The following is an 18,548-nucleotide window of genomic DNA, read 5'->3' on the forward strand; positions in this document are numbered from 1 at the left end:
GACCGCGTGTCAGACCAGGCCCGTGGCGTGCTGGCCCATCTCGCTCGACTTGACCTCCTGCCCGGTCAGCATCTTGAAGGTGCCGAACAGGCCGAGTTCGACGGTCCAGACCTCGGCGTCGTCGATCTCGAATCGCAGCATCTTGAGGTTGGGATCGTGGCGACCCTGCGGGAACCAGGCTTCGACCTCCTTCGACCAGTGCTTGTCGATCCGCGCCTGGTCGGTCTCCTCCACCAGATTGCCGGCGAGGCAGGCGAAGACGTCGTGGCCCTTGGCCGAGAACTGCGCCATGGCCCGGCCACCGGCGGCAATGCGGTTGTCCTTCGAGGTGAAGAACCAGATCGTGTGGATCGCTTCCTTGTCGAGCTGGGCGGTCATCGGTTCGGCGTGGCCGCCGTTGCCTTCGAGCCGCAGCATGATGAAGGGGCTCTTCTCAAACGCGTGCCAGAATTCCTCGCGCAGTTCCTTTTTCATCGGTCTCTCCTGCTCTTTGACGGACGCCTCGGGCGCTTGTGCAGGATCAACGCGGGGGCCGGGGGCTCGTTCCGGCAATTCGCCGTATTTCCGCGCCCATGTCTCAAGCTTCTGTCTCAGTCCGATCCAGCTTCCGAACCGGCGCGGCGCAGGTCGGTGACTAGCGCGGCATAGGCCTGGTCGGAGGCGTCGCGATCGGGCTGCCGCAGGATATAGGACGGGTGATAGGAGGCGATGCCAATTCCGTGAGCCAGCGGTAGGCCGTGTTCGCGCAATGCTCCGACCGCGCCGGCCTTGCCCGTCACGCCGCGGATCGCGCTGGCGCCGAGCATGACGGTCGCCTTGGGGCGCAGCAGACCGATTTCCTGGTCGAGCCACCACTTGCAGGCCTGGATCTCGCCGGCGGTCGGCGACTGGTGGATGCGCCGCTTGCCGCGCCGGACGAATTTGAAATGCTTGACCGCATTGGTCAGCCAGATGCGGCCGCGGTCGATCCCGGCCTCGTCCATCGCGCGCGCCAGAACCTCGCCGGCAGGGCCGACGAAGGGATGCCCGGCCTTGTCCTCCTCATCGCCCGGCTGCTCGCCGACCACCATGATCCTGGCGTCGGTCGGGCCTTCGCCGAACACGCATTGCGTCGCGTCCTGCCAAAGCGGGCAGCGGCGGCAGGCCTGAGCTTCCTCGCGCAGGCCGGAGAGCGTGCGCGCCCGCTCGGGCTCGGGGACGACCTGCGCGGTCATGCCCGCCTCGCGCGCCTGGGCGCCGGCGATGAGCGGGGCGATGAGCTCGGCCTCGGGCATGTTCTTCCAGTACTTGCGCGGCATTTCCTTAAGCATGGCGCCGACCTTGAGCCGTGCCGGATTGAAGATCGACGCATAGTAGGCCTTCCATACCTCTTCGAGCACGTCGCCGTCGGGCGCCTGCGAGCGATCAGCGCCGGGGCCTTCGTGCAGGATCTCGCCGTTCCAGTGCAGCGACACCTCGGGCGTCAGGATCGACCAGCGCATCGCCGCGAAGCGACGGACGAAGAAGCCGGCATTGGCGCGGACGATGTGGTGCTCGGGCTCGAACCAGGCGACGAACTCATCGTCGAGTTCGCGGAAGCGGACGAAGGCGTGCATCTTGTGCATGTCGCGCCGCACGGCCTTGGCCAGCATCTCGATCCGCCGGATCAGCGGATCGGCATGATCTTCGATCGACGCCGTGTGGTTCGCGAGGCGCAACAGTAGGCGATAGAGCAGCGCGAAGCGCTCGGGATCGCGATGCAGGATCGCCGATTGCGCCAGTTCGACGAAGGCCCGCGACACGCGCAGCTCGGTCTTCGGCGGTGGCGGCAGGGGCAGGGCATCGGCGAAAAGCTCGCCGCCGTGTTCGCCGACCTGCCAGATCACCATGTCGGGCGGAATGGCCGCCCCGGCAAGGCGGCGTGCGGCGTCGCGCCAGCCGTCGAAATCGTCCTCGGCCGCCAGCCGCACGGTCAGGAAACGCGCACGGCTGGCAGGGGCGGGTTTACTCTCGGGCGTCGAGCTATTCGCGGGCGTCACCGGGCATTTCGGCAGCAGCGCGTTCGAGCTCGCGCGGTTTGCGCTTCTCGAACACCTTGGCGATGCGATCCTCGGCCTCCTTGGTCAGGCCCTTGGCCGCGGCGGGGAACATCTCTTCCTCTTCCTCGTCGATGTGGTGGAGGTAGCGGTGGCGCATCTCCTTGAACTTCATGAGCCAGCCGCTCGAGCTCATGTCCATCTCGACCAGCTCGCCGAGCATGTCGTCGACCTCCTTGTGTTCGCTGACCGAATGGCGCGCGTCCTCGCGCAGGTCGGGGCAGCCGAGCATCGTCGCATAGAGCGATTCCTCCTCGGCCGCGGCGTGGGCCTGGAGTTCGCGGCGCAGCGTCTCGAACAGTTCCTTGCGCTCGTCGCTCGCGCCCTGGGTCTCGCCCAGGTCTTCGAGCAGCTTGCGCTGGCGATCGTGATCCTTCTTCAGGTCGGCAAAGATACGGGCTTCGGCCATGACACTTTTCTCCTGAGTTCGGGCTCTCTTGAGCTTCGCAGGGTCAACGGCTCAGGCGGCGAAAAGTTCTAGCTGCTCGGTGGGTGGGGCCAGACGCGCGCGCAGGTCGGCGCGGTCGATCAGCGCGGCGGGGCGCCAATCGGCCGTGGTGATGAAGGGGCGCAGCTTGGTCACCGAACGCGTCAGCCGGCCGAGATCGTCGAGCCGCAGCCGGCGGTGCCGCCGCGCCGCAAGGATCGTGTCGACCGCCTTGGTGCCGAGCCCGGGCACGCGCAGCAGCAGCTCGCGATCGGCGCGGTTGACGTCGACCGGGAAGCGGTCGCGGAACTTGAGCGCCCAGGCGAGCTTGGGATCGATGTCGAGCGGCAGCATGCCATCCTCGGTCGCGGCGCCGACCTCTTCGGCGCGGAAGCCGTAGAAGCGCATCAGCCAGTCGGACTGGTAGAGCCGATGCTCGCGCAGCAGCGGCGGGCGCTTGAGCGGCAGTACGGCGCTGGCATCGGGGATCGGCGAAAAGGCCGAGTAATAGACACGGCGCATGCCGAAGCTTTCGTAGAGGCCCGAGGCGCTGGAGATGATCTGGCTGTCGGTTGCGGCGTCGGCGCCGACGATCATCTGCGTCGACTGGCCCGCCGGCGCATAGCGCGGCGCGGCCTTGTAGCGCCGGCTGGCGTCGTGCGCGTCGACGATCGCCGATTTCATCCCCGCCATGGCGCTGCCGATGCGATCGGCCGACTTTTCCGGCGCGAGCCGCTTGAGCCCGGCCACGGTCGGCAGCTCGACGTTGATCGAAATGCGATCGGCGTGGCGCCCCGCCGCCTCGATCAGCGCGGGATCGGCATCGGGGATCGTCTTGAGATGGATATAGCCGTGGAACTGGTGATCCTCGCGCAGCCGCCGTGCCACTTCGACGATCTGCTCCATCGTGTAGTCGGACGAGCGGATGATCCCCGAAGAGAGGAACAGCCCCTCGATGTAGTTGCGGCGATAGAAGCCCAAGGTGAGCTGGACGACCTCGTCGACCGTGAAGCGCGCGCGGCGCACGTTCGAGCTCTTGCGGTTGATGCAGTAGTGGCAATCGAACACGCAGACATTGGTGAGCAGGATCTTGAGCAGCGAGATGCAGCGGCCGTCGGGCGCATAGGCGTGGCAGATGCCCATGCCCTCGGTCGAGCCGATGCCGCCGCCGCGAGAGTCGCGCTTAGCGGTGCCCGACGAGGCGCAGGAGGCGTCGTACTTGGCGGCGTCGGCGAGAACTTCCAGCTTCTGTTTCAACGACATATGCGGCATAAGTTCTTTATATGTTCCGTCTGGGATTTTGTCCAGCGTTCGACAACTCTTTTGCGGGCCATGCGTTGCAGGGTCATGCTGGACAGAGTTTCGCGCGCCTCGCTGACCTTCGTCGATGACAGCACGCCCGGGATCACGCGGCGGCTGCTCCGCGGCAAGTGGGCTTATTTCGATCCGAAAGGTCAGCGCATCAGGGATCCCGACGAAGTCGTGCGGCTCAACCGCGTGGCGCTGCCGCCGGCCTATCGCGACGCTTGGTTCGCGCCGCGCGCCGATGCGCATCTGCAGGCGGTCGGCTTCGATGCGCGCGGGCGCAAGCAGTATCGCTATCACCCCGACTACCGACAGGAGCGCGAGGCGCGAAAGTTCGAGCTCTGCGCGCCTTTCGGGCGTGCCCTGCCCAAGTTGCGCGAACGCGTTGCCGAGGATCTGGCCGGCCGCAAGCTGACGCGCGACCGCGCGGTCGCTTCGGTGGTCGCGCTGCTCGATACCGGCGCGATCCGGGTCGGCAACGAGTGCTACGTGCGCGAGAACAAGAGCTACGGCGCGACGACCCTGCGCAACCGCCATGCCAAGATCGAAGGACGGCTGCTGCGGCTGCGCTTCCGCGGCAAGTCGGGCAAGCAGCAGGAGATCGCCTGCAGCGACGCGGCGCTGATCCGCTGCGTGCGCAAGATGCAGGACCTACCCGGTCAGCACCTGTTCCAATATGTCGATCCCGACGACGGTAGCGTCGAGCCCGTCGATAGCGCCGAGGTCAACGACTACCTGCGCGAGACGATGGGCGAGGCCTTCACCGCGCGCAATTTTCGCACTTGGACCGCTTCGGCGCTGGCCTTCGGCATGCTCGTGGAGAATCCCGACGTGCCGCTCAAGGCCATGCTGGCGACGGTGTCCGAGCACTTGGGCAATACGCCGGCGATCGTGCGCAAGTCCTACATCCACCCCGCGGTCACGGCGGCGGCCAAGGGCGAGGCACCGATCGCCGAACTGCCCGAGCAATTGCCGCGCAAGACGCAATGGCTCAGCCGCGTGGAGCGCGGGCTAATCGATTTCCTGGAAACGCCGCGCGCGATCGCGGCGTTGGGGACGGGCTAGAGCCCCAGCTTCTCGATCACGCCGGCGACGTCGCTCGCGGTGTATGGCTTGGTCACCACCGGCACCTCGATCAGGTCCTTGGCGAGTTCGGGATATTCGTTGTAGCCGCTCGCGAAGATAAACGGCGTGCCCTGAGAGAGAAGCGTCGAGGCGATTTCCTCGCTGGTCTCGCTGCCCAGGTCGATGTCGAGCAGGGCGAAAGTAATCGGATGGTCGGCAATCAGCTTGAGAGCGCTGCGGACCGAACCGCAGACATGACAATCTTCATAGCCGAGGTCGCGCAGGATTTCCTCGGCCTCCATGGCGATGATCATATTGTCTTCGACGACGAGCGCCGTCCGCGGAACTTCTGCCATCTATCCGTACCCGATCCGACCTATATTTCTCATCTTAGACCACAAGAAAAGTTCGCGATGCGGCAGGAGGCGCGATTCGTGCGATCGGCGGTGGTTGCCCCGCTGGCGAATCGAGCACGACCCTTGCGTGCGACATTTTGCGGCGATCAGGATGCCCGCTGGCCGCGCTTGCTCCCGCATCGAAGCGACAGTGCGGCCTATGTGCACCATAGCACATAGTTCCGAGCTGTCTGTCCACTTGTGGTCATTTTCGTGGAACTTTTCTTCGCCTGCACCGTTCGCCCGAGATGGGGTTTTAGTTTGGCGTGAAGAGGTTAGGGGATGCTGGAGGGCAGCAATTTGCTGGGAGCGCTGCGACAGAAGGACCGCGCGCTGCTCAAACCGTTCGTTACCGAGGTCCAGCTTTCCGCAGGCGAATCGATCTACGAGCCCGGTGAGGTCGTGCGCCATGCCTACTTTCCGCGCGACGCGGCGCTGGCGGTGTTCCTCGTCACGATGGAAAACGGCGAAGTCGTCGAGACGACGATGGTCGGGCGCGAGGGCGCGCTCGGCGGCATCGTCAGCCAGGGGCGGGTGCCATGTTACGCGCGCTCCTGCGTGATGCACGAGGGCAGCTTCTTTCGCATCGCCTCGGCCGATCTCGAGAAGATCAAGGAGGAATCGCCACAGATCCGCCAACTCTTCGCGCGCTATGCTGATTGCATGATGGCGCAGGTGTTCCAGGCCGTGGCCTGTAACGCTACGCACACGATCGAGCAGCGCGCGGCGAAATGGCTGACCGCGGCGATGGAGCGAACCGGCGAGTCCGAGATCACGATGACGCAGGAGCAACTGGCCGCTATGATGGGCATCGGTCGCTCCTATGCCAGCCGCGTGGTCCAGCGGTTCAAGGCCGATGGCGTGATCCAGACCCGCCGTGGCGGTCTGAAGGTGCTTGAGCCCGAAGCCCTGCGCGCGCGCGCCTGCCAGTGCAACGAACTGGTCAAGCAGCACTTCGATACGGTGCTCGGCGGGGTGTACCCCGAGAGTTAGAGCCCGGGCACGGTCTCGCGGCGCAGGAAGCCGCGGTCGAGTTCGCGCAGGCTGGTCGCGCCGACCATCGCCATGGCCGTGCTGATCTCTTCCTTGAGGATATCGATCGCGCGGGCGGCGCCCGGCTGGCCGCCGGCGCCGGCGCCATAGAGCGTCGCGCGGCCGATCATCACCGCGTGGGCGCCTATCGCCATGGCCTTGAGCACGTCGCTGCCACGGCGGATGCCGCTGTCGAAGATCACCGTCATGCGATCGCCGACGGCATCGACGATTTCGGCCAGGACCTCGATCGAGGCCGGCGCCGCGTCGAAGGTGCGGCCGCCGTGGTTCGAGACGACCACGCCGTCGACGCCATGGTCGGCCGCGGCGATCACGTCCTCGCGGTTGAGCATGCCCTTGAGCAGCAGCTTGCCCGGGAAGCGGCGCTTGAGTTCGCGGACGTCGTCCCAGGTCACCGAGGGCGAATTGGTCACGCGGCCGGTCTTCGCCACTTCCGCCGGATAGTTGGCGAAGGTCGGCAGGCCGCCGTTCAGCACGTAGCGGCCGAGCACCGTCGTCATCCAGCCGGGCTTCTGCATGATCGACCAGGCGAGCAGTGGATTGGCCTTGATCGGGTTGGCCATGCCGTTGCGCTTGTTGAATTCACGGTTGGGCCAGATCGGCACGTCGACCGTTACGATCAGCGCCTCGGCACCGAGTTCTGCCGCGCGGTCGACCACCTGCCACGACAGGTCGCGGCGTTCCCACAGGTACATCTGCTGCCAGAAGCCGGTCCCGCCAGACGTGATCTGCGCGATCGTATCGACGCTGGTGGTCGAACTCGTGGCCAGGCTGAACGGCAGGCCCGCCGCCGCAGCCGCGCCGGCGATGGCGCTTTCCCCGTGATAGCAGGCCAGGTCGGCGATGCCGGTGGGGGCGATGATCAGCGGGCTGGGGCGGGTCTTCCCGAACAGCTCGATCGACATGTCGCGCTTGGTGACGTCGCGCAAGGTGCGCAGGTCGAACTTGATCGCGCGCAGCGCTTCGTTGTTGTGCCGGATCAGGATGTCATCCTCGCTGCCGCGCTCGATGAATTCCCAGATCGCCTTCGGGATCTTGCGCTTCGCCTGATCGCGCAGGTCCCAGATGTTGTAGGCCGGCTTCAAGTCATCATCCCCCGTTCGGCCGCGATCAGCCCTGGCCGTCCTGCCAGGTGCCGTCGATCTGCTCGATGCCGAGCGTCTCGATCGTATTGCGGATGCCGAGGATGTCGAGCGGCAGCTCGCCCGCGGCGATGCGCGCGCGGATCTTGACCTCGTTGGCGGCGCGCGCCTCGGCGCCGGCGACGGTCTGCGCCAGCAGCGCCAGCGGGATCACGACGACGCCGTCGGCGTCGGCGGCGACCACGTCACCGGGTTCGACCAGCACGCCATCGGCGACGACGGGCACGTTGACCGCGGCCGGGCCACGCTTCTCGGGCTGTTCGACCGAGACGTGGGTCGACCAGACGGGGAAGCCGAGCTCGCGGATCGCGTCGGTGTCGCGGCAGGCGCCGTGGACCACGGCGCCGGCGACGCCCTTCTTGACCGCGAAGCCGCAGGCGACGTCGCCCCACAGCGCGCCCTGGTGGCCGCCGCCGTTGGTGAAGACCAGCACGTCGCCCGCCTGCGCGGTGTCGAGCGCGATGTGGATCGCCAAGTTGTCGCCGGGGAAGTTCCAGGCGGTGATCGCCGGGCCGCAGAGCTTCTGGCCGGGGGCGATCGGATTCATATTCGGGCTCATCAGGCTCATGCGTCCGGCGACGAGGCCCAGCGCGCCGTGCAGGTCGGCCACGCCGAATTCGGCCGCACGCGCGAGCAGCGCCGGGTCGGGGCGCGGGATCTGGCGGTAGATGACGGACTTGGTGGGCTTCACGGGAGAATCTCCGGGTTCAGCAGGGTCGCGGGGCGTTCGCCGCGCTGGATCGTTTCGACGACTTGCGCGCAGTGCAGCGCCATGTGCTTCATGCTCGCCTCGGTGACGCCGGCGACATGCGGGCCGAGCACGACGTTGTCGAGCGCGAACAGCGGGTGGTCGGCGGGCGGCGGCTCGGCCTCGAACACGTCGATCCCGGCGCCGCCGATCGTGCCGGCCTTGAGCGCTTCAGCCAGGGCGGCTTCGTCGATGATGCCGCCGCGGCTGGTGTTCACGATCACCGCACCGGGCTTCATCTTATCGAACTGCGCGGCGCCGATCATGTTACGCGTACCGTCGGTCAGCGGCACGTGGATCGAGATCACGTCGGCCCAGCCGAGCAGGTCGTCGAGGCTCATCGGCGTGGCGCCGGCGGAGATCACGTCATCGTCCGACAGCATCGGATCGTAGACGCCGAGCTCGGCACCGAAGCCGGCGCCGCAGATCCTGGCGGTGAAGCGCGCGATGCGGCCGAAGCCGATCAGGCCGACCCGTGCCTCGGTCAGATCACCCAACCGCGTCTTCCAGCGCTCGTTCCAGCGATCCTCGCGCACAACCGCGTCCATCTCGCGCACGCGGCGCAGCACGGCCAGCATCAGCGTGACCGCGCCTTCGGCCACGGCGGTCGAATTGTTGCCGCCGGGGGTGTTGCAGACCTGGATGCCGCGCTCGCTGGCGAAGGGGATCGGGATGTTGTCGACCCCGGCACCGTGCTTCACGATCGCCTTGAGCCTGGGCATCGACGCGATCAGGCTTTCGGGCAGCTCCGTCGTGCGGATGACCATATAGCTCGCCTCGGCGACGCGCGGGTCGGCGCCGCCGTGAAGCGGTCCCTGCTCGGGCAGCACCACCTCGTGCGCGGCGCCGATCCGCTCGACGCCGGCGGCATGGATCGGATCGACGATGTAGACGATTTCGCGGGTCATGGTTCAGGCGAGTTCCACGTTCTCACGCAGCGTCTTGCCGAGGTATTCGGTCGGGTAGACGCCGCGCTTCTGCAGGATCGGCACGACCTCGTTGACGAAGTCGTCGATCGACACGGGCATGATGTTGGGGGTGACATTGAAGCCGTGGCAACCCGTCTCGCGCCAGATCGTCTCGAGCTGGTCGGCGACCTGTTCGGGCGAGCCGACGAGCTGCGGCATGCCGACGGCGAGGCCCCACTTGATCGCGACATCGCGCAGGGTCAGCGGCTTGTCGCCGACGATGTTCGAGAAGGCCTTCATCAGCCCCTGCGAGCCCTGGGTCTGCATCTCGACCAGCGGCTGGTCGAGCTCCATGCCCGAGAAGTCGACGCCCATCGTGCCCGAAAGCCGCGCGATCGCGCCTTCGAGCGGGATTCGCTCGACGATGTCGTTGAGCTTCTTCTTCGCCTCTTCCTCGGTGCCCGCGATCACCGGCTGAATGCCGAAGGTGACGCCGGGCGCCGGGGTGCGGCCGAGTTGGCCGGCGGTGGTGCGGAAGTCGTCCATGAACTTCTTCATGCCCGGGATGTTCGGCTGGATCGCGAAGACCACGTCGGCGTGCTTCATCGCGAAGGCCTGGCCGCGGCCCGAGGAGCCGGCCTGGAACAGCACCGGGCGACCCTGCGGGCTCGGCAGGGCAGGGGCGACGGTGTTGCAGTTGAAATACTGGCCCGCGTGCTCGATGCGCTTGACCTTACTCGGATCGGCGAAGATCCCGCTGGCCTTGTCGGCGATCACCGCGCCTTCGCCCACGCTGTCCCACAGCGCGTAGCAGATATCCATGTATTCCTCGGCGCGGTCGTAGCGCTCGTCGTGCGGCAGTTCCTTGAGGCCATAGGCGCGATGCTCGCCGCGCAGGTGGCCGGTGACGATGTTCCAGCCGACGCGGCCGCCGCTCATGTAGTCGAGCGTCGAGAGCTGGCGGACCACCGAATAGGGGTGGTGCGGCCCGGTCGAGACCGTGGCGGCGAGACCGAGGTGCGAGGTCGCGCCGGCGATCGCGCCGAGCAGGGTCACCGGGTCCATCGTCGGCCAGCAGACGCCATAGCGGATCGCGTCGTCCATGCGGTCCATGTAGCGGTCGAACACGCCGGGCGTGTCGGCGAAGAAGATCGCGTCGAACAGGCCGCGCTCGAGCGTCTTGGCCATGTCGATCCACAGGCTCATGTCGCCGAGTGCCTGGAGCCGGTTGTCCTCGGGCGCGGCCCAGGACAGGACCGTGTGGTTGATCGGGGAATTGATCTGGAAGCTGACCAGGTGAATGTATTTGCCCATCGCTTGTCCTCTCGCCCGGTAGGGTCGAACGTATCCGATCCATCTCCGGTTCTAGCCGAAGCTTGAAAGCTCTTCCACCGCCGGGCAACTCATAATAAGCGCCATATGCGACAAGAATCACTGGCGGTGCCTATAGGCCGTGCTGCGGCTGGGTGCATCCCTTTTGTGACAGGAGAGTAAAAAATGTATCCCATTCCGCCAAGCGTCGAGGCAGAGGTCTTTGCTGTGATCCCCGAGGCGCTGAGCTATGGGACCCGCAAGTCGGACTGGGCTTCGGTGCAGGTACACGGCAATGCGACGCCGACTTTCCTCGAAGGGCCGTGCTTCGATGCGGCAGGCGATCTCTGGGTCACCGACATTCCCTGGGGCCGCGTGTTCAAGATCGCGCAGGATGGTACGGTCTCGGTCGGCGCCGAATACGATGGCTATCCCAACGGTCTCAAGTTCCTGGCCGACGGCACCGCGCTGATCGCCGACCTCAAGAATGGCATCATGAAGTTCGATCCGGCCAAGGGTACGGTCGAGCCCTATCTGACGCGTCGGCTGCTCGAGCCGTTCCGCGGCTGCAACGATCTCTGCGTCGCGAAGAACGGCGACGTCTATTTCACCGACCAGGCGCAATCGAGCCTCGCCGACGCCTATGGCCGCGTCTATTGCCTGCGCGCCGCGACGGGCAAGCTCGACCTCGTGCTCGACAAGATCCCGAGTCCCAACGGTCTCGTGCTCAACAAGTCCGAGAACGCGCTCTACCTCGCGGTGACGCGCGCCAACCAGATCTGGAAGATCAACTTCAACGCCGATGGCTCGACGGGCAAGGTCGGCATCTTCATCCAGCTGTCGGGCGGCCACGGCCCCGACGGCATCACCATCGACGAGGACGACGGCCTCGCGGTCTGTCACGTCGGCATGGGCTCGGTCTGGCTGTTCGACGCCTATGGCGAGCCCACCTTGCGGATCAAGTCGCCCAAGGGGCGGATGACCACGAACCTCGCCTATGGCGGGCCCGGCAATCGCACGATCTATTTCACCGAGTCCGCGACGGGGACCGTGCTCAAGGCCGAAGTGCCGGTGGCCGGGCGCAAGCTGCTGTGAGCTGAATTCCCGCCCGGAGCGAGGAGCGGCCATTTGCAGCATGGTGAAGGGGCACGTCCGGTCGGGCGTGCCCTTTGTCGTTGCGCCTGGCGGCGTATGCTCCGTCCGCGGTTCTGCGGGAATGGGATACATAATTTATAATAGACATCACTGTTGATTATAAATTATGTCGCGCCCAACGAATCCATGGGAGCGATCATGACCTGCCTGACCACCAACGTCCCCGCCGCTGACACGCTCGACATTCCCGCACTCCGCGCGAAGTACGCGGTCGAGCGCGACAAGCGCATGCAGACCCGCGGGCAGGAGCAGTACGTCAAGGTTTCGGGCGAGATGCAGGATCTCTATGCGACCGATCCGCATCGCGAGATCGAGCCGCGCGAGCCGATGTTCGACGAACTCGACGTGCTGATCCTCGGCGGCGGTTTCTCGGGACTGCTCGCGGCCTATCACCTGACCCAGCAGGGCGTGACCAACTTCCGCAACATCGACCACGCCGGTGATTTCGGCGGCGTCTGGTACTGGAATCGCTATCCCGGCATCCAGTGCGACAATGACGCCTATTGCTACCTGCCGCTGCTCGAAGAGACCGGCTGGATGCCCTCGAAGAAGTTCTCCGACGGCGCCGAGATCTACGCCCACTGCAAACGCATCGCCGAGACCTTCGGCTTTGCCGAAAAGGGCGTGTTCCACACGCTGATCACCTCGCTGAAGTGGGACGATGCCATCGGTCGCTGGCGCGTCGGCACCAACCGCGGCGACGAATTCCGCCCGCGCTTCGTGGTCATGGCCTGCGGCGTGCTCAACATGCCCAAGCTGCCGGGCATCAAGGGCATCGACAGCTTCAAGGGCAAGATGTTCCACACCGCGCGCTGGGACTATGACTACACGGGCGGCCAGCACGGCGCGCCGGTGATGGACAAGCTCAAGGACAAGCGCGTCGCCATCCTCGGCACCGGCGCGACCGCGGTCCAGGCGGTGCCCTACCTCGCCAAGTACGCCAAGCAGCTCTACGTGATCCAGCGCACGCCCTCGAACATCGACGAGCGCTCGAACCCGCTGACCGATCCCGAATGGGCAGCGTCGCTGGAGCCCGGCTGGCAGCGCGCGCGCCAGGACAACTTCCACCGCGCCGCGATGGAGTTCTTCCAGCCCGGCGAGCCCGATCTGATCTGCGACATCTGGACCGAGATCGCGCGCAACATGCAGGCCGAGCTCGATGCCGAGGGCTATCCCGAACTCAGCCTCGAGGAGTTCATGGCCCGCCGCGAGGTGATGGACTACCGCGTGATGGAGCGCATGCGCCAGCGCGTGGAATCGATCGTCGAGGATAAGGAGACCGCCGAGGCGCTCAAGCCCTGGTTCCGCTTCCTCTGCAAGCGGCCGCTGTCGAACGACGAATATTACCCGGCCTTCAATCAGCCCAACGTCAAGCTGATCGACGTTTCGGCGACCCAGGGGCTCGAGGCGATGACCGAGAAGGGCTTCGTTCACGAGGGCGAGGAGATCGAGATCGACTGCATGATCTTCGCCTCGGGCTTCGAGGTGACCAGCGATCTCGAACGCCGCTGGGGTATTCCGGTGATCGCGGGTCAGGACAGCCAGTCGCTCTACGATCACTGGCGCGACGGTCCGGTGACCCTGCACGGCACGATGACCCACGGTTTCCCGAACCAGTTCTTCATGGGCTATATCCAGGGCGGTCTCAATTCGAGCGTGACCGAGATGATCGGCCGCCAGGGCGAGCATATCGCCCACATCGTCGCCACGGCGCTGGCACGCGGCGCCGATGTGGTCGAGACCACCAAAGAAGCGCAGGACGCCTATGTCGCGCGGTTCGAGGCGATGGAGCCCGACAATTCGGCCTTCACGCTCGAATGCACGCCGAGCTATTTCAACAACGAGGGCGAGACCAAGCCCAAGTGGGCGCTGTTCCGCCAGTGGGGCCTCGGCTGGCACGATTTCCAGGCCATGCTCAAGGACTGGCGCGACAAGGGCGATCTCGCAGGCCTGCGTGTTCGCGAGAGGGTCAGCGCCGACTGAAATCCGGAGGGCTCGCGCGATCCGTGCGGGCCCTCATTCTTTTTCAGAAAAAAGAATGATCATTCGTTCTTATTGTGATAGAGACTGCCCACGGCCTGTTTCGGATACACGCCCGGACGCTCCTCGGTTTCATCGCGGGGGGATCTGCGGTAGGACGGGTCGGCATCGATAAGCGGTACGCGGGGCGCTCAAGCCCGGCGGCCAGGCGGAAGTGGAGAAGATCGTGAACGAGCTGTCGAAGATCGAGCCCGAAAACATCAAGCCCGACGTCATGGATCGGGAAGACATGGTGACCTACCCGACCGAGGCCTTCCTTTCGAAGGAATATCTTGAGGCGGAGAAGAAGCTGCTCTGGCCGAAGATCTGGCAGATGGTCGAGCGCGAGACCGATCTTCCCAATCCCGGCGACTGGATGACCTACAACGTCGCCGAGGAATCGATCATCGTCCTGCGCAAGGACGACGGCAGCCTCAAGGCTTTCCACAACGTCTGTCCGCACCGCGGCCGCCAGCTCGTTTCGGTGCCCGACATGATCCCGAACCCGCACAGCATCCACAAGGATCACGTACACGACGTCCGCGGCAACAACCGCAAGAGCTTCGTCTGCGGCTTCCACGGCTGGACCTTCGATCTCGACGGCCAGAACACCTATATCCTCGATCCGCAGGACTGGGGCGAGGGCGGCCTGACCAAGGAGATGACCTGCCTGTCCGAGGTCAAGGTCGATACCTGGGGCGGCTTCATCTACATCAACATGGATCCCGAGGCGATGTCGCTGAAGGACTGGATGGGTCGTGCGGGCGAGATCCTCGACCATTTCGACCTTGCCGGGATGCGCTACAAGTGGCGCCAGTGGGCGATCTATCCGTGCAACTGGAAGACCGCGATCGAGGCCTTCCTCGAGCCCTACCACGTCGCCGGCACGCATACCCAGCTGCTCGCCTATGGGGACTATTACGCGCTGTCGAAGCAGTACGGGCTGCACTCGGTGTCGAGCTACGATACGCGCGACGCCAAGTTCAAGATGGCCGAAAGCGCCGGCACCACCCGCGCCGGCAAGGGCGACGATCCGCGCGTCTCGACCTACGAGCTGATCAAGGAAAACTACGAGACGGTGAACTACTCGGCCTCGACCGAGACGCTCGTCAACGCCGCCAGCCGCCTCAAGGACGAGCTGCCCGAAACCGCGACGGCGCAGGAATGCATCGCCCACTGGATCAAGTCGGCCAAGGCCGACGACGCCGCGCGCGGGGTGATCTGGCCCGAAGTCCCGCCCGAGATCAAGGCCGAGGGCGGGCTCGCCTGGGGGCTCTGGCCCAACCAGAACATCCTCCACGGCGAGACTTTCGCGCTCTGCTACCGCGTTCGCCCCTATGGCGACGATCCGAACCAGTGCGTGTTCGAGAGCTACGCGCTCGAGCGCTTCCCCGAGGGCGAGGAGCCCGAGACCGAGTGGACCTATGCCGAGGCCACGGGCGAGAACTGGGGCTCGGTCCTGGCGCAGGACTTCTCGAACATGGAGTTCGTCCAGAAGGGCATGAAGTCGAGCGGTTTCCGCGGCCCGCTGCCCAATCCGCACCAGGAGCAGAAGGTGATCAACCTTCACCGCAATCTGGCCGACTGGATGGAAGGTCGCGGCGCGGTGACGCTGGTTCACAAGAACTGAGCCGGAAGCGGCACGGACAGGCGCTGCGCGCAGCGCCTGTCCGTCGGCCCCCGCGGCGTCAAACGAATGTGCGCGCAGGCCGTGGGGGTGGCGGACTCGACTGCAGCCTATGGAGTCGAGCCCGCGCAGTGTAAGTAACGCCAAAATATCGAGAAAGTTCTAACGCGGCGCTCTCGGGAGCGCCGGATTCGAGCGTCATCGACGCTTTTCTGCGGGTTCAGGCCTGGTCTTTTCCGATGCCGCGTTCGAGGAAGCTGCGCGCGATCGCCGCGACCTCTTCGGCCGAGCTGTCCTCCGACCAGATGCTGTAGCGCAGGCCGAGGAACACGTTCATTCCCATGATCGCCCAGGCATGCGCCTCTTCGAGGCCGCTGCGGAAGGCGCCGCTTTCCTCGCCGCGCCTGAGGCGATCGAGAATGCGGGCCGCGGTGGATTCGTAGTGGTGCCGATAGCTGCCCGGATCGACGAATTCGGCCTCGTCGATAATCCGGTAGACCTCCTTGTGCTCGCGGGCGAAGCGCAGGAAGGCGGTCAGCGCGACCTCCTCGGTGTCGAACGGTGCCAGCGGCTGGCCGAGCGCCTGGCCGACGGTGGTGCGCACGCGATCGCTGAGATCGTTCACCAGCGCGCGGAACAGCTCATCCTTGCTGTCGAAGTAGGTGTAGAAAGTGCCCAGCGCAGTTCCCGCCCGGCCAGTGATGCCCGTGACCGAAGCCTCGTGGAAGCCCTTCTCGCCAAACTCGATCGCCGCCGCATCGAGCAATTTGCGTAAGGTGCGGCGCCCCCGTTCGGTGCGCGGCGTCTTGCCGGAAGCGCCGTCGGCGGGGGCAGGGACTGTGCTCATGAGGCGACAGCTAGCGATTTAACCGAAACGAAGCAAACCAATATTGAAAGTTGGTTCAACTCTCAATATGCTGATCGAAACTGGAAGCAAATCCGGGGAGGATAAATCGATGCGCATGTCGAGCTGGCTGAAGAGCAGCGCGTGTTCCGCTGGGGTGTTGACCGTGGTCGCGGGTGGGTTTGCGCCCGCCATGGCCCAAGCGCAGACGGAGGCGGCGGCGAGCGAAAGCGACGATGCGATCGTCGTGACCGCGCGGCGCCGCGAGGAACGCCTGGTCGATGTGCCGATCGCGGTTACCGCCTTCAGCGGCGAGGCGCTGGCGAAGAGCGGCGCGATCGACATCACCGACATCGGTCAGACCACGCCCAACACCACGATCGAGGTGTCGCGCGGCTCTAACTCCACGCTCAGCGCCTTCATCCGCGGCGTCGGTCAGCAGGATCCGGTATCGGGCTTCGAGCAGGGTGTCGGCCTCTATCTCGACGACGTCTATCTCAACCGCCCGCAGGCCGCGGTGCTCGACATCTACGACGTCGATCGCATCGAAGTGCTGCGCGGGCCGCAGGGCACGCTCTACGGCCGCAACACGATCGGCGGCGCGGTGAAGTACGTGACGCGGGCGCTGCCGCAGGACGTCTCGCTGCGGATCAAGGGCACTTACGGCACCTATGACCAGGCAGACCTGATCGTCACCGTCAGCGCCCCGATCAGCGACCTCATCCGCATCGGCGCCTCGGGCGCGCGGCTCTCGCGGGGCGGCTTCGGCAAGAACCTGACCAACGGCCTCGAGAACTACAACAAGGACGTCTGGGCGGCGCGCGGCACGCTCGAGATCGGCGGCTATGGCGAGCCCGTGCTGATCCGCATCTCGGGCGACTATACCAAGGACAAGAGCAATCCCCGCGGCGGCCACCGCCTGATCCCGTCGCTGCGCACCAATGCGCCGGTGCTGGCCAACGTGTTCGACACGCGCGGCGGCCTCAACGATCCCAAGCAGGACATTGAGGCCTACGGCCTGGCGATGAACGCCACCGCAGAGCTCAGCGACAGCCTGACGCTGCGATCGATAAGCGCCTGGCGCAAGGACGATTCTGCCACGCCGATCGACTTCGACGCGCTGCCCGCGGTCGACGTCGACGTGCCCGGCATCTATCGTAACGAGCAGTTCAGCCAGGAAGTGCAACTGCTCTACGAAAGCGACAAGCTGAAGGGCCTGCTCGGCTTCTACTATCTGACCGCGACGGCCGACACGCTGTTCGACGTGCGCATCTTCAACACCCTGGCCGGGCTCACCGCCTTCACAGAGGCCGACGTCGATACCGAGACCTATGCGGTGTTCGGCGATTTTACCTACGATTTCTCCGATCAGTTCAGCATCTCGCTGGGCGGCCGCTATACCTGGGACAAGCGCACCGCGCAGATCCTGCGCCAGAACTATCTCGGTGGCGGTTCGCCGGTGTTCGGCGGTGCGGGCACGGCCTTCGGCGCGCCGAGCACCAATTTCCGCGGCGAGCGCGAATTCAAGAAGTTCACGCCGCGCGCCTCGATCACCTTCCAGCCGACGCCGGATCACACGCTCTACGCAAGCTTCTCGCAGGGCTTCAAGGGCGGCGGCTTCGATCCGCGCGGGGTCGGCGCCAATGCGCCGGCCGCGATCCCGGGGCGCCCGACCAACGACGAGGTCGCGACCTTCCTCAGCTTCCGCCCCGAAAAGGTCGACAGCTACGAGGTCGGCTACAAGGGCAGCCTGGCCGACGGGGCGATCAACGTCGCGCTGGCCGGCTTCTATGCCGACTATACCGACGTCCAGATCCCCGGATCGGTGGCCTGTACCGTCAGCGGCCTGCCGAGCTTCTGCGGCGTCACCTCGAACGCTGGCAAGGCGAGGTTCCAGGGCATCGAATTCGAGGGGCGGGCCCGCCTCGGCGAGGATCTCGCCACGTCCGGCGACCGGCTGACCCTGGGCGCGACGCTCGGCTACGTCGACGCCAAGTTCAAGCGCTACATCACCAACATCACCGTGGCCGGGGTGGCGACGCCGACCGACGTCGCGCCCTTCCGCCGCGTCCAGAACACCCCGAAGTGGACCGCCAGCGGCACGCTCGGCTATTCGGCGCCGATTGGCGAGGGCGAACTCTCGCTGGGCACCACGGTCTCCTACCGCAGCAAGACCTACCAGTTCGAGATTCCCAACCCCTACATCGACCAGCCCGGCTTCACCTTGTGGGATGCCAGCATCGTCTACACCGCGCCCGAAAAGCGCTGGAGCCTGGGCGTGTTCGGCAAGAACCTGACGAACAAGCGCTACAAGACCTCGGGCTATACCTTCGTGGTCGCCGATCCGCGGACCGGCGCGATCACCAACGGCGCGAATGGCCTGCCGCTGTCGGCGCTGGGCACCGAAGGCACGCTGACCGCCTTCTACGGCAATCCGCGCCAGGTCTTCGTCACCGGCACGCTGAACTTCTGAC

Annotated in this window: 16 protein-coding genes; 6 read left to right on the forward strand and 10 right to left on the reverse strand. The window is 65.7% G+C overall.

Translation table 11 applies throughout. From position 1 onward, the window contains the following. Positions 1 to 9 precede the first annotated feature (9 nt). From OLX23_RS11730 to OLX23_RS11745, 4 genes are all read right to left on the reverse strand, one after another. Positions 10 to 474 carry a pyridoxamine 5'-phosphate oxidase family protein gene (locus OLX23_RS11730; RefSeq protein WP_264445180.1) on the reverse strand — a complete coding sequence of 155 codons (465 nt, stop codon included), beginning with the start codon at positions 472 to 474 and terminating at the stop codon, positions 10 to 12. Between the two features lie 116 nt (positions 475 to 590). Beyond that, entirely contained in the window at positions 591 to 1,955 is a 1,365-nt protein-coding gene (locus OLX23_RS11735) for a UdgX family uracil-DNA binding protein (RefSeq protein ID WP_264445684.1), read from the reverse strand. Positions 1,956 to 2,001: 46 nt separating this feature from the next. Continuing rightward, positions 2,002 to 2,484, reverse strand: coding sequence for a hemerythrin domain-containing protein (locus tag OLX23_RS11740; protein WP_264445181.1), 483 nt, complete (start codon positions 2,482 to 2,484; stop codon positions 2,002 to 2,004). A 51-nt stretch (positions 2,485 to 2,535) separates the two neighbouring features. Next, positions 2,536 to 3,774, reverse strand: coding sequence for a putative DNA modification/repair radical SAM protein (locus tag OLX23_RS11745; protein WP_264445182.1), 1,239 nt, complete (start codon positions 3,772 to 3,774; stop codon positions 2,536 to 2,538). Positions 3,775 to 3,849: 75 nt separating this feature from the next. On the opposite strand from OLX23_RS11745, the gene OLX23_RS11750 reads away from it, so the two are divergent. Next, positions 3,850 to 4,872 carry a DNA topoisomerase IB gene (locus tag OLX23_RS11750; RefSeq protein ID WP_264445183.1) on the forward strand — a complete coding sequence of 341 codons (1,023 nt, stop codon included), beginning with the start codon at positions 3,850 to 3,852 and terminating at the stop codon, positions 4,870 to 4,872. Here the strand turns inward: OLX23_RS11750 and OLX23_RS11755 are convergent. After that, positions 4,869 to 5,228: a response regulator gene (locus tag OLX23_RS11755; protein ID WP_264445184.1), complete on the reverse strand. Its 360-nt coding sequence runs from the start codon at positions 5,226 to 5,228 to the stop codon at positions 4,869 to 4,871. The genes OLX23_RS11750 and OLX23_RS11755 overlap by 4 nt on opposite strands. Before the next feature lie 321 nt (positions 5,229 to 5,549). On the opposite strand from OLX23_RS11755, the gene OLX23_RS11760 reads away from it, so the two are divergent. Next, positions 5,550 to 6,260, forward strand: a complete 711-nt coding sequence (locus tag OLX23_RS11760) for a Crp/Fnr family transcriptional regulator (RefSeq protein ID WP_264445185.1) — start codon at positions 5,550 to 5,552, stop codon at positions 6,258 to 6,260. On the opposite strand, the gene OLX23_RS11765 is transcribed toward OLX23_RS11760, so the two are convergent. The 4 genes from OLX23_RS11765 to OLX23_RS11780 are packed head-to-tail and all read right to left on the reverse strand — an operon-like array spanning position 6,257 to position 10,432. Next, positions 6,257 to 7,405 carry an alpha-hydroxy acid oxidase gene (locus OLX23_RS11765; RefSeq protein ID WP_264445186.1) on the reverse strand — a complete coding sequence of 383 codons (1,149 nt, stop codon included), beginning with the start codon at positions 7,403 to 7,405 and terminating at the stop codon, positions 6,257 to 6,259. The two genes, OLX23_RS11760 and OLX23_RS11765, sit on opposite strands and share 4 nt — an antisense overlap. 25 nt (positions 7,406 to 7,430) lie before the next feature. After that, positions 7,431 to 8,153, reverse strand: coding sequence for a 4-carboxy-4-hydroxy-2-oxoadipate aldolase/oxaloacetate decarboxylase (locus OLX23_RS11770; protein ID WP_264445187.1), 723 nt, complete (start codon positions 8,151 to 8,153; stop codon positions 7,431 to 7,433). Then, a complete protein-coding gene (locus OLX23_RS11775; protein WP_264445188.1) occupies positions 8,150 to 9,118 on the reverse strand; it encodes a hydroxyacid dehydrogenase in 969 nt (322 codons plus the stop codon). Before OLX23_RS11775 ends, OLX23_RS11770 begins: the two co-directional genes overlap by 4 nt. A gap of 3 nt (positions 9,119 to 9,121) precedes the next feature. Next, positions 9,122 to 10,432, reverse strand: coding sequence for an LLM class flavin-dependent oxidoreductase (locus tag OLX23_RS11780; RefSeq protein ID WP_264445189.1), 1,311 nt, complete (start codon positions 10,430 to 10,432; stop codon positions 9,122 to 9,124). 183 nt (positions 10,433 to 10,615) lie between these two features. On the opposite strand from OLX23_RS11780, the gene OLX23_RS11785 reads away from it, so the two are divergent. The 3 genes from OLX23_RS11785 (at position 10,616) to OLX23_RS11795 (ending at position 15,233) form a co-directional block, all read left to right on the forward strand. Then, positions 10,616 to 11,524, forward strand: a complete 909-nt coding sequence (locus OLX23_RS11785) for an SMP-30/gluconolactonase/LRE family protein (protein ID WP_264445190.1) — start codon at positions 10,616 to 10,618, stop codon at positions 11,522 to 11,524. A gap of 198 nt (positions 11,525 to 11,722) precedes the next feature. Then, positions 11,723 to 13,567 (forward strand): flavin-containing monooxygenase, encoded by a 1,845-nt coding sequence (locus OLX23_RS11790; protein WP_264445191.1) that lies wholly within the window; start codon positions 11,723 to 11,725, stop codon positions 13,565 to 13,567. 232 nt (positions 13,568 to 13,799) lie between these two features. Further along, entirely contained in the window at positions 13,800 to 15,233 is a 1,434-nt protein-coding gene (locus tag OLX23_RS11795) for an aromatic ring-hydroxylating oxygenase subunit alpha (RefSeq protein ID WP_413629858.1), read from the forward strand. A 217-nt stretch (positions 15,234 to 15,450) separates the two neighbouring features. Here the strand turns inward: OLX23_RS11795 and OLX23_RS11800 are convergent, their stop codons facing one another. After that, entirely contained in the window at positions 15,451 to 16,077 is a 627-nt protein-coding gene (locus OLX23_RS11800) for a TetR/AcrR family transcriptional regulator (protein ID WP_264445193.1), read from the reverse strand. A 190-nt stretch (positions 16,078 to 16,267) separates the two neighbouring features. Between OLX23_RS11800 and OLX23_RS11805 the strand changes: the two genes are divergently transcribed. Beyond that, positions 16,268 to 18,547, forward strand: coding sequence for a TonB-dependent receptor (locus OLX23_RS11805; protein ID WP_264445194.1), 2,280 nt, complete (start codon positions 16,268 to 16,270; stop codon positions 18,545 to 18,547). The last annotated feature ends 1 nt before the right edge of the window (position 18,548 follow it).

Source organism: Novosphingobium sp. JCM 18896, from assembly GCF_025938095.1.
In the GTDB taxonomy this organism is placed as follows: Bacteria; Pseudomonadota; Alphaproteobacteria; order Sphingomonadales; family Sphingomonadaceae; genus Novosphingobium.

Coding starts and splice junctions, on each gene's coding strand:
- OLX23_RS11740 (WP_264445181.1), bottom strand. CDS start 2,484: ATGGCCGAAGCCCGTATCTTTGCCGACCTGAAGAAGGATCACGATCGC.
- OLX23_RS11775 (WP_264445188.1), bottom strand. CDS start 9,118: ATGACCCGCGAAATCGTCTACATCGTCGATCCGATCCATGCCGCCGGC.
- OLX23_RS11745 (WP_264445182.1), bottom strand. CDS start 3,774: ATGCCGCATATGTCGTTGAAACAGAAGCTGGAAGTTCTCGCCGACGCC.
- OLX23_RS11805 (WP_264445194.1), top strand. CDS start 16,268: ATGGCCCAAGCGCAGACGGAGGCGGCGGCGAGCGAAAGCGACGATGCG.
- OLX23_RS11760 (WP_264445185.1), top strand. CDS start 5,550: ATGCTGGAGGGCAGCAATTTGCTGGGAGCGCTGCGACAGAAGGACCGC.
- OLX23_RS11800 (WP_264445193.1), bottom strand. CDS start 16,077: ATGAGCACAGTCCCTGCCCCCGCCGACGGCGCTTCCGGCAAGACGCCG.
- OLX23_RS11785 (WP_264445190.1), top strand. CDS start 10,616: ATGTATCCCATTCCGCCAAGCGTCGAGGCAGAGGTCTTTGCTGTGATC.
- OLX23_RS11790 (WP_264445191.1), top strand. CDS start 11,723: ATGACCTGCCTGACCACCAACGTCCCCGCCGCTGACACGCTCGACATT.
- OLX23_RS11730 (WP_264445180.1), bottom strand. CDS start 474: ATGAAAAAGGAACTGCGCGAGGAATTCTGGCACGCGTTTGAGAAGAGC.
- OLX23_RS11780 (WP_264445189.1), bottom strand. CDS start 10,432: ATGGGCAAATACATTCACCTGGTCAGCTTCCAGATCAATTCCCCGATC.
- OLX23_RS11750 (WP_264445183.1), top strand. CDS start 3,850: ATGCTGGACAGAGTTTCGCGCGCCTCGCTGACCTTCGTCGATGACAGC.
- OLX23_RS11755 (WP_264445184.1), bottom strand. CDS start 5,228: ATGGCAGAAGTTCCGCGGACGGCGCTCGTCGTCGAAGACAATATGATC.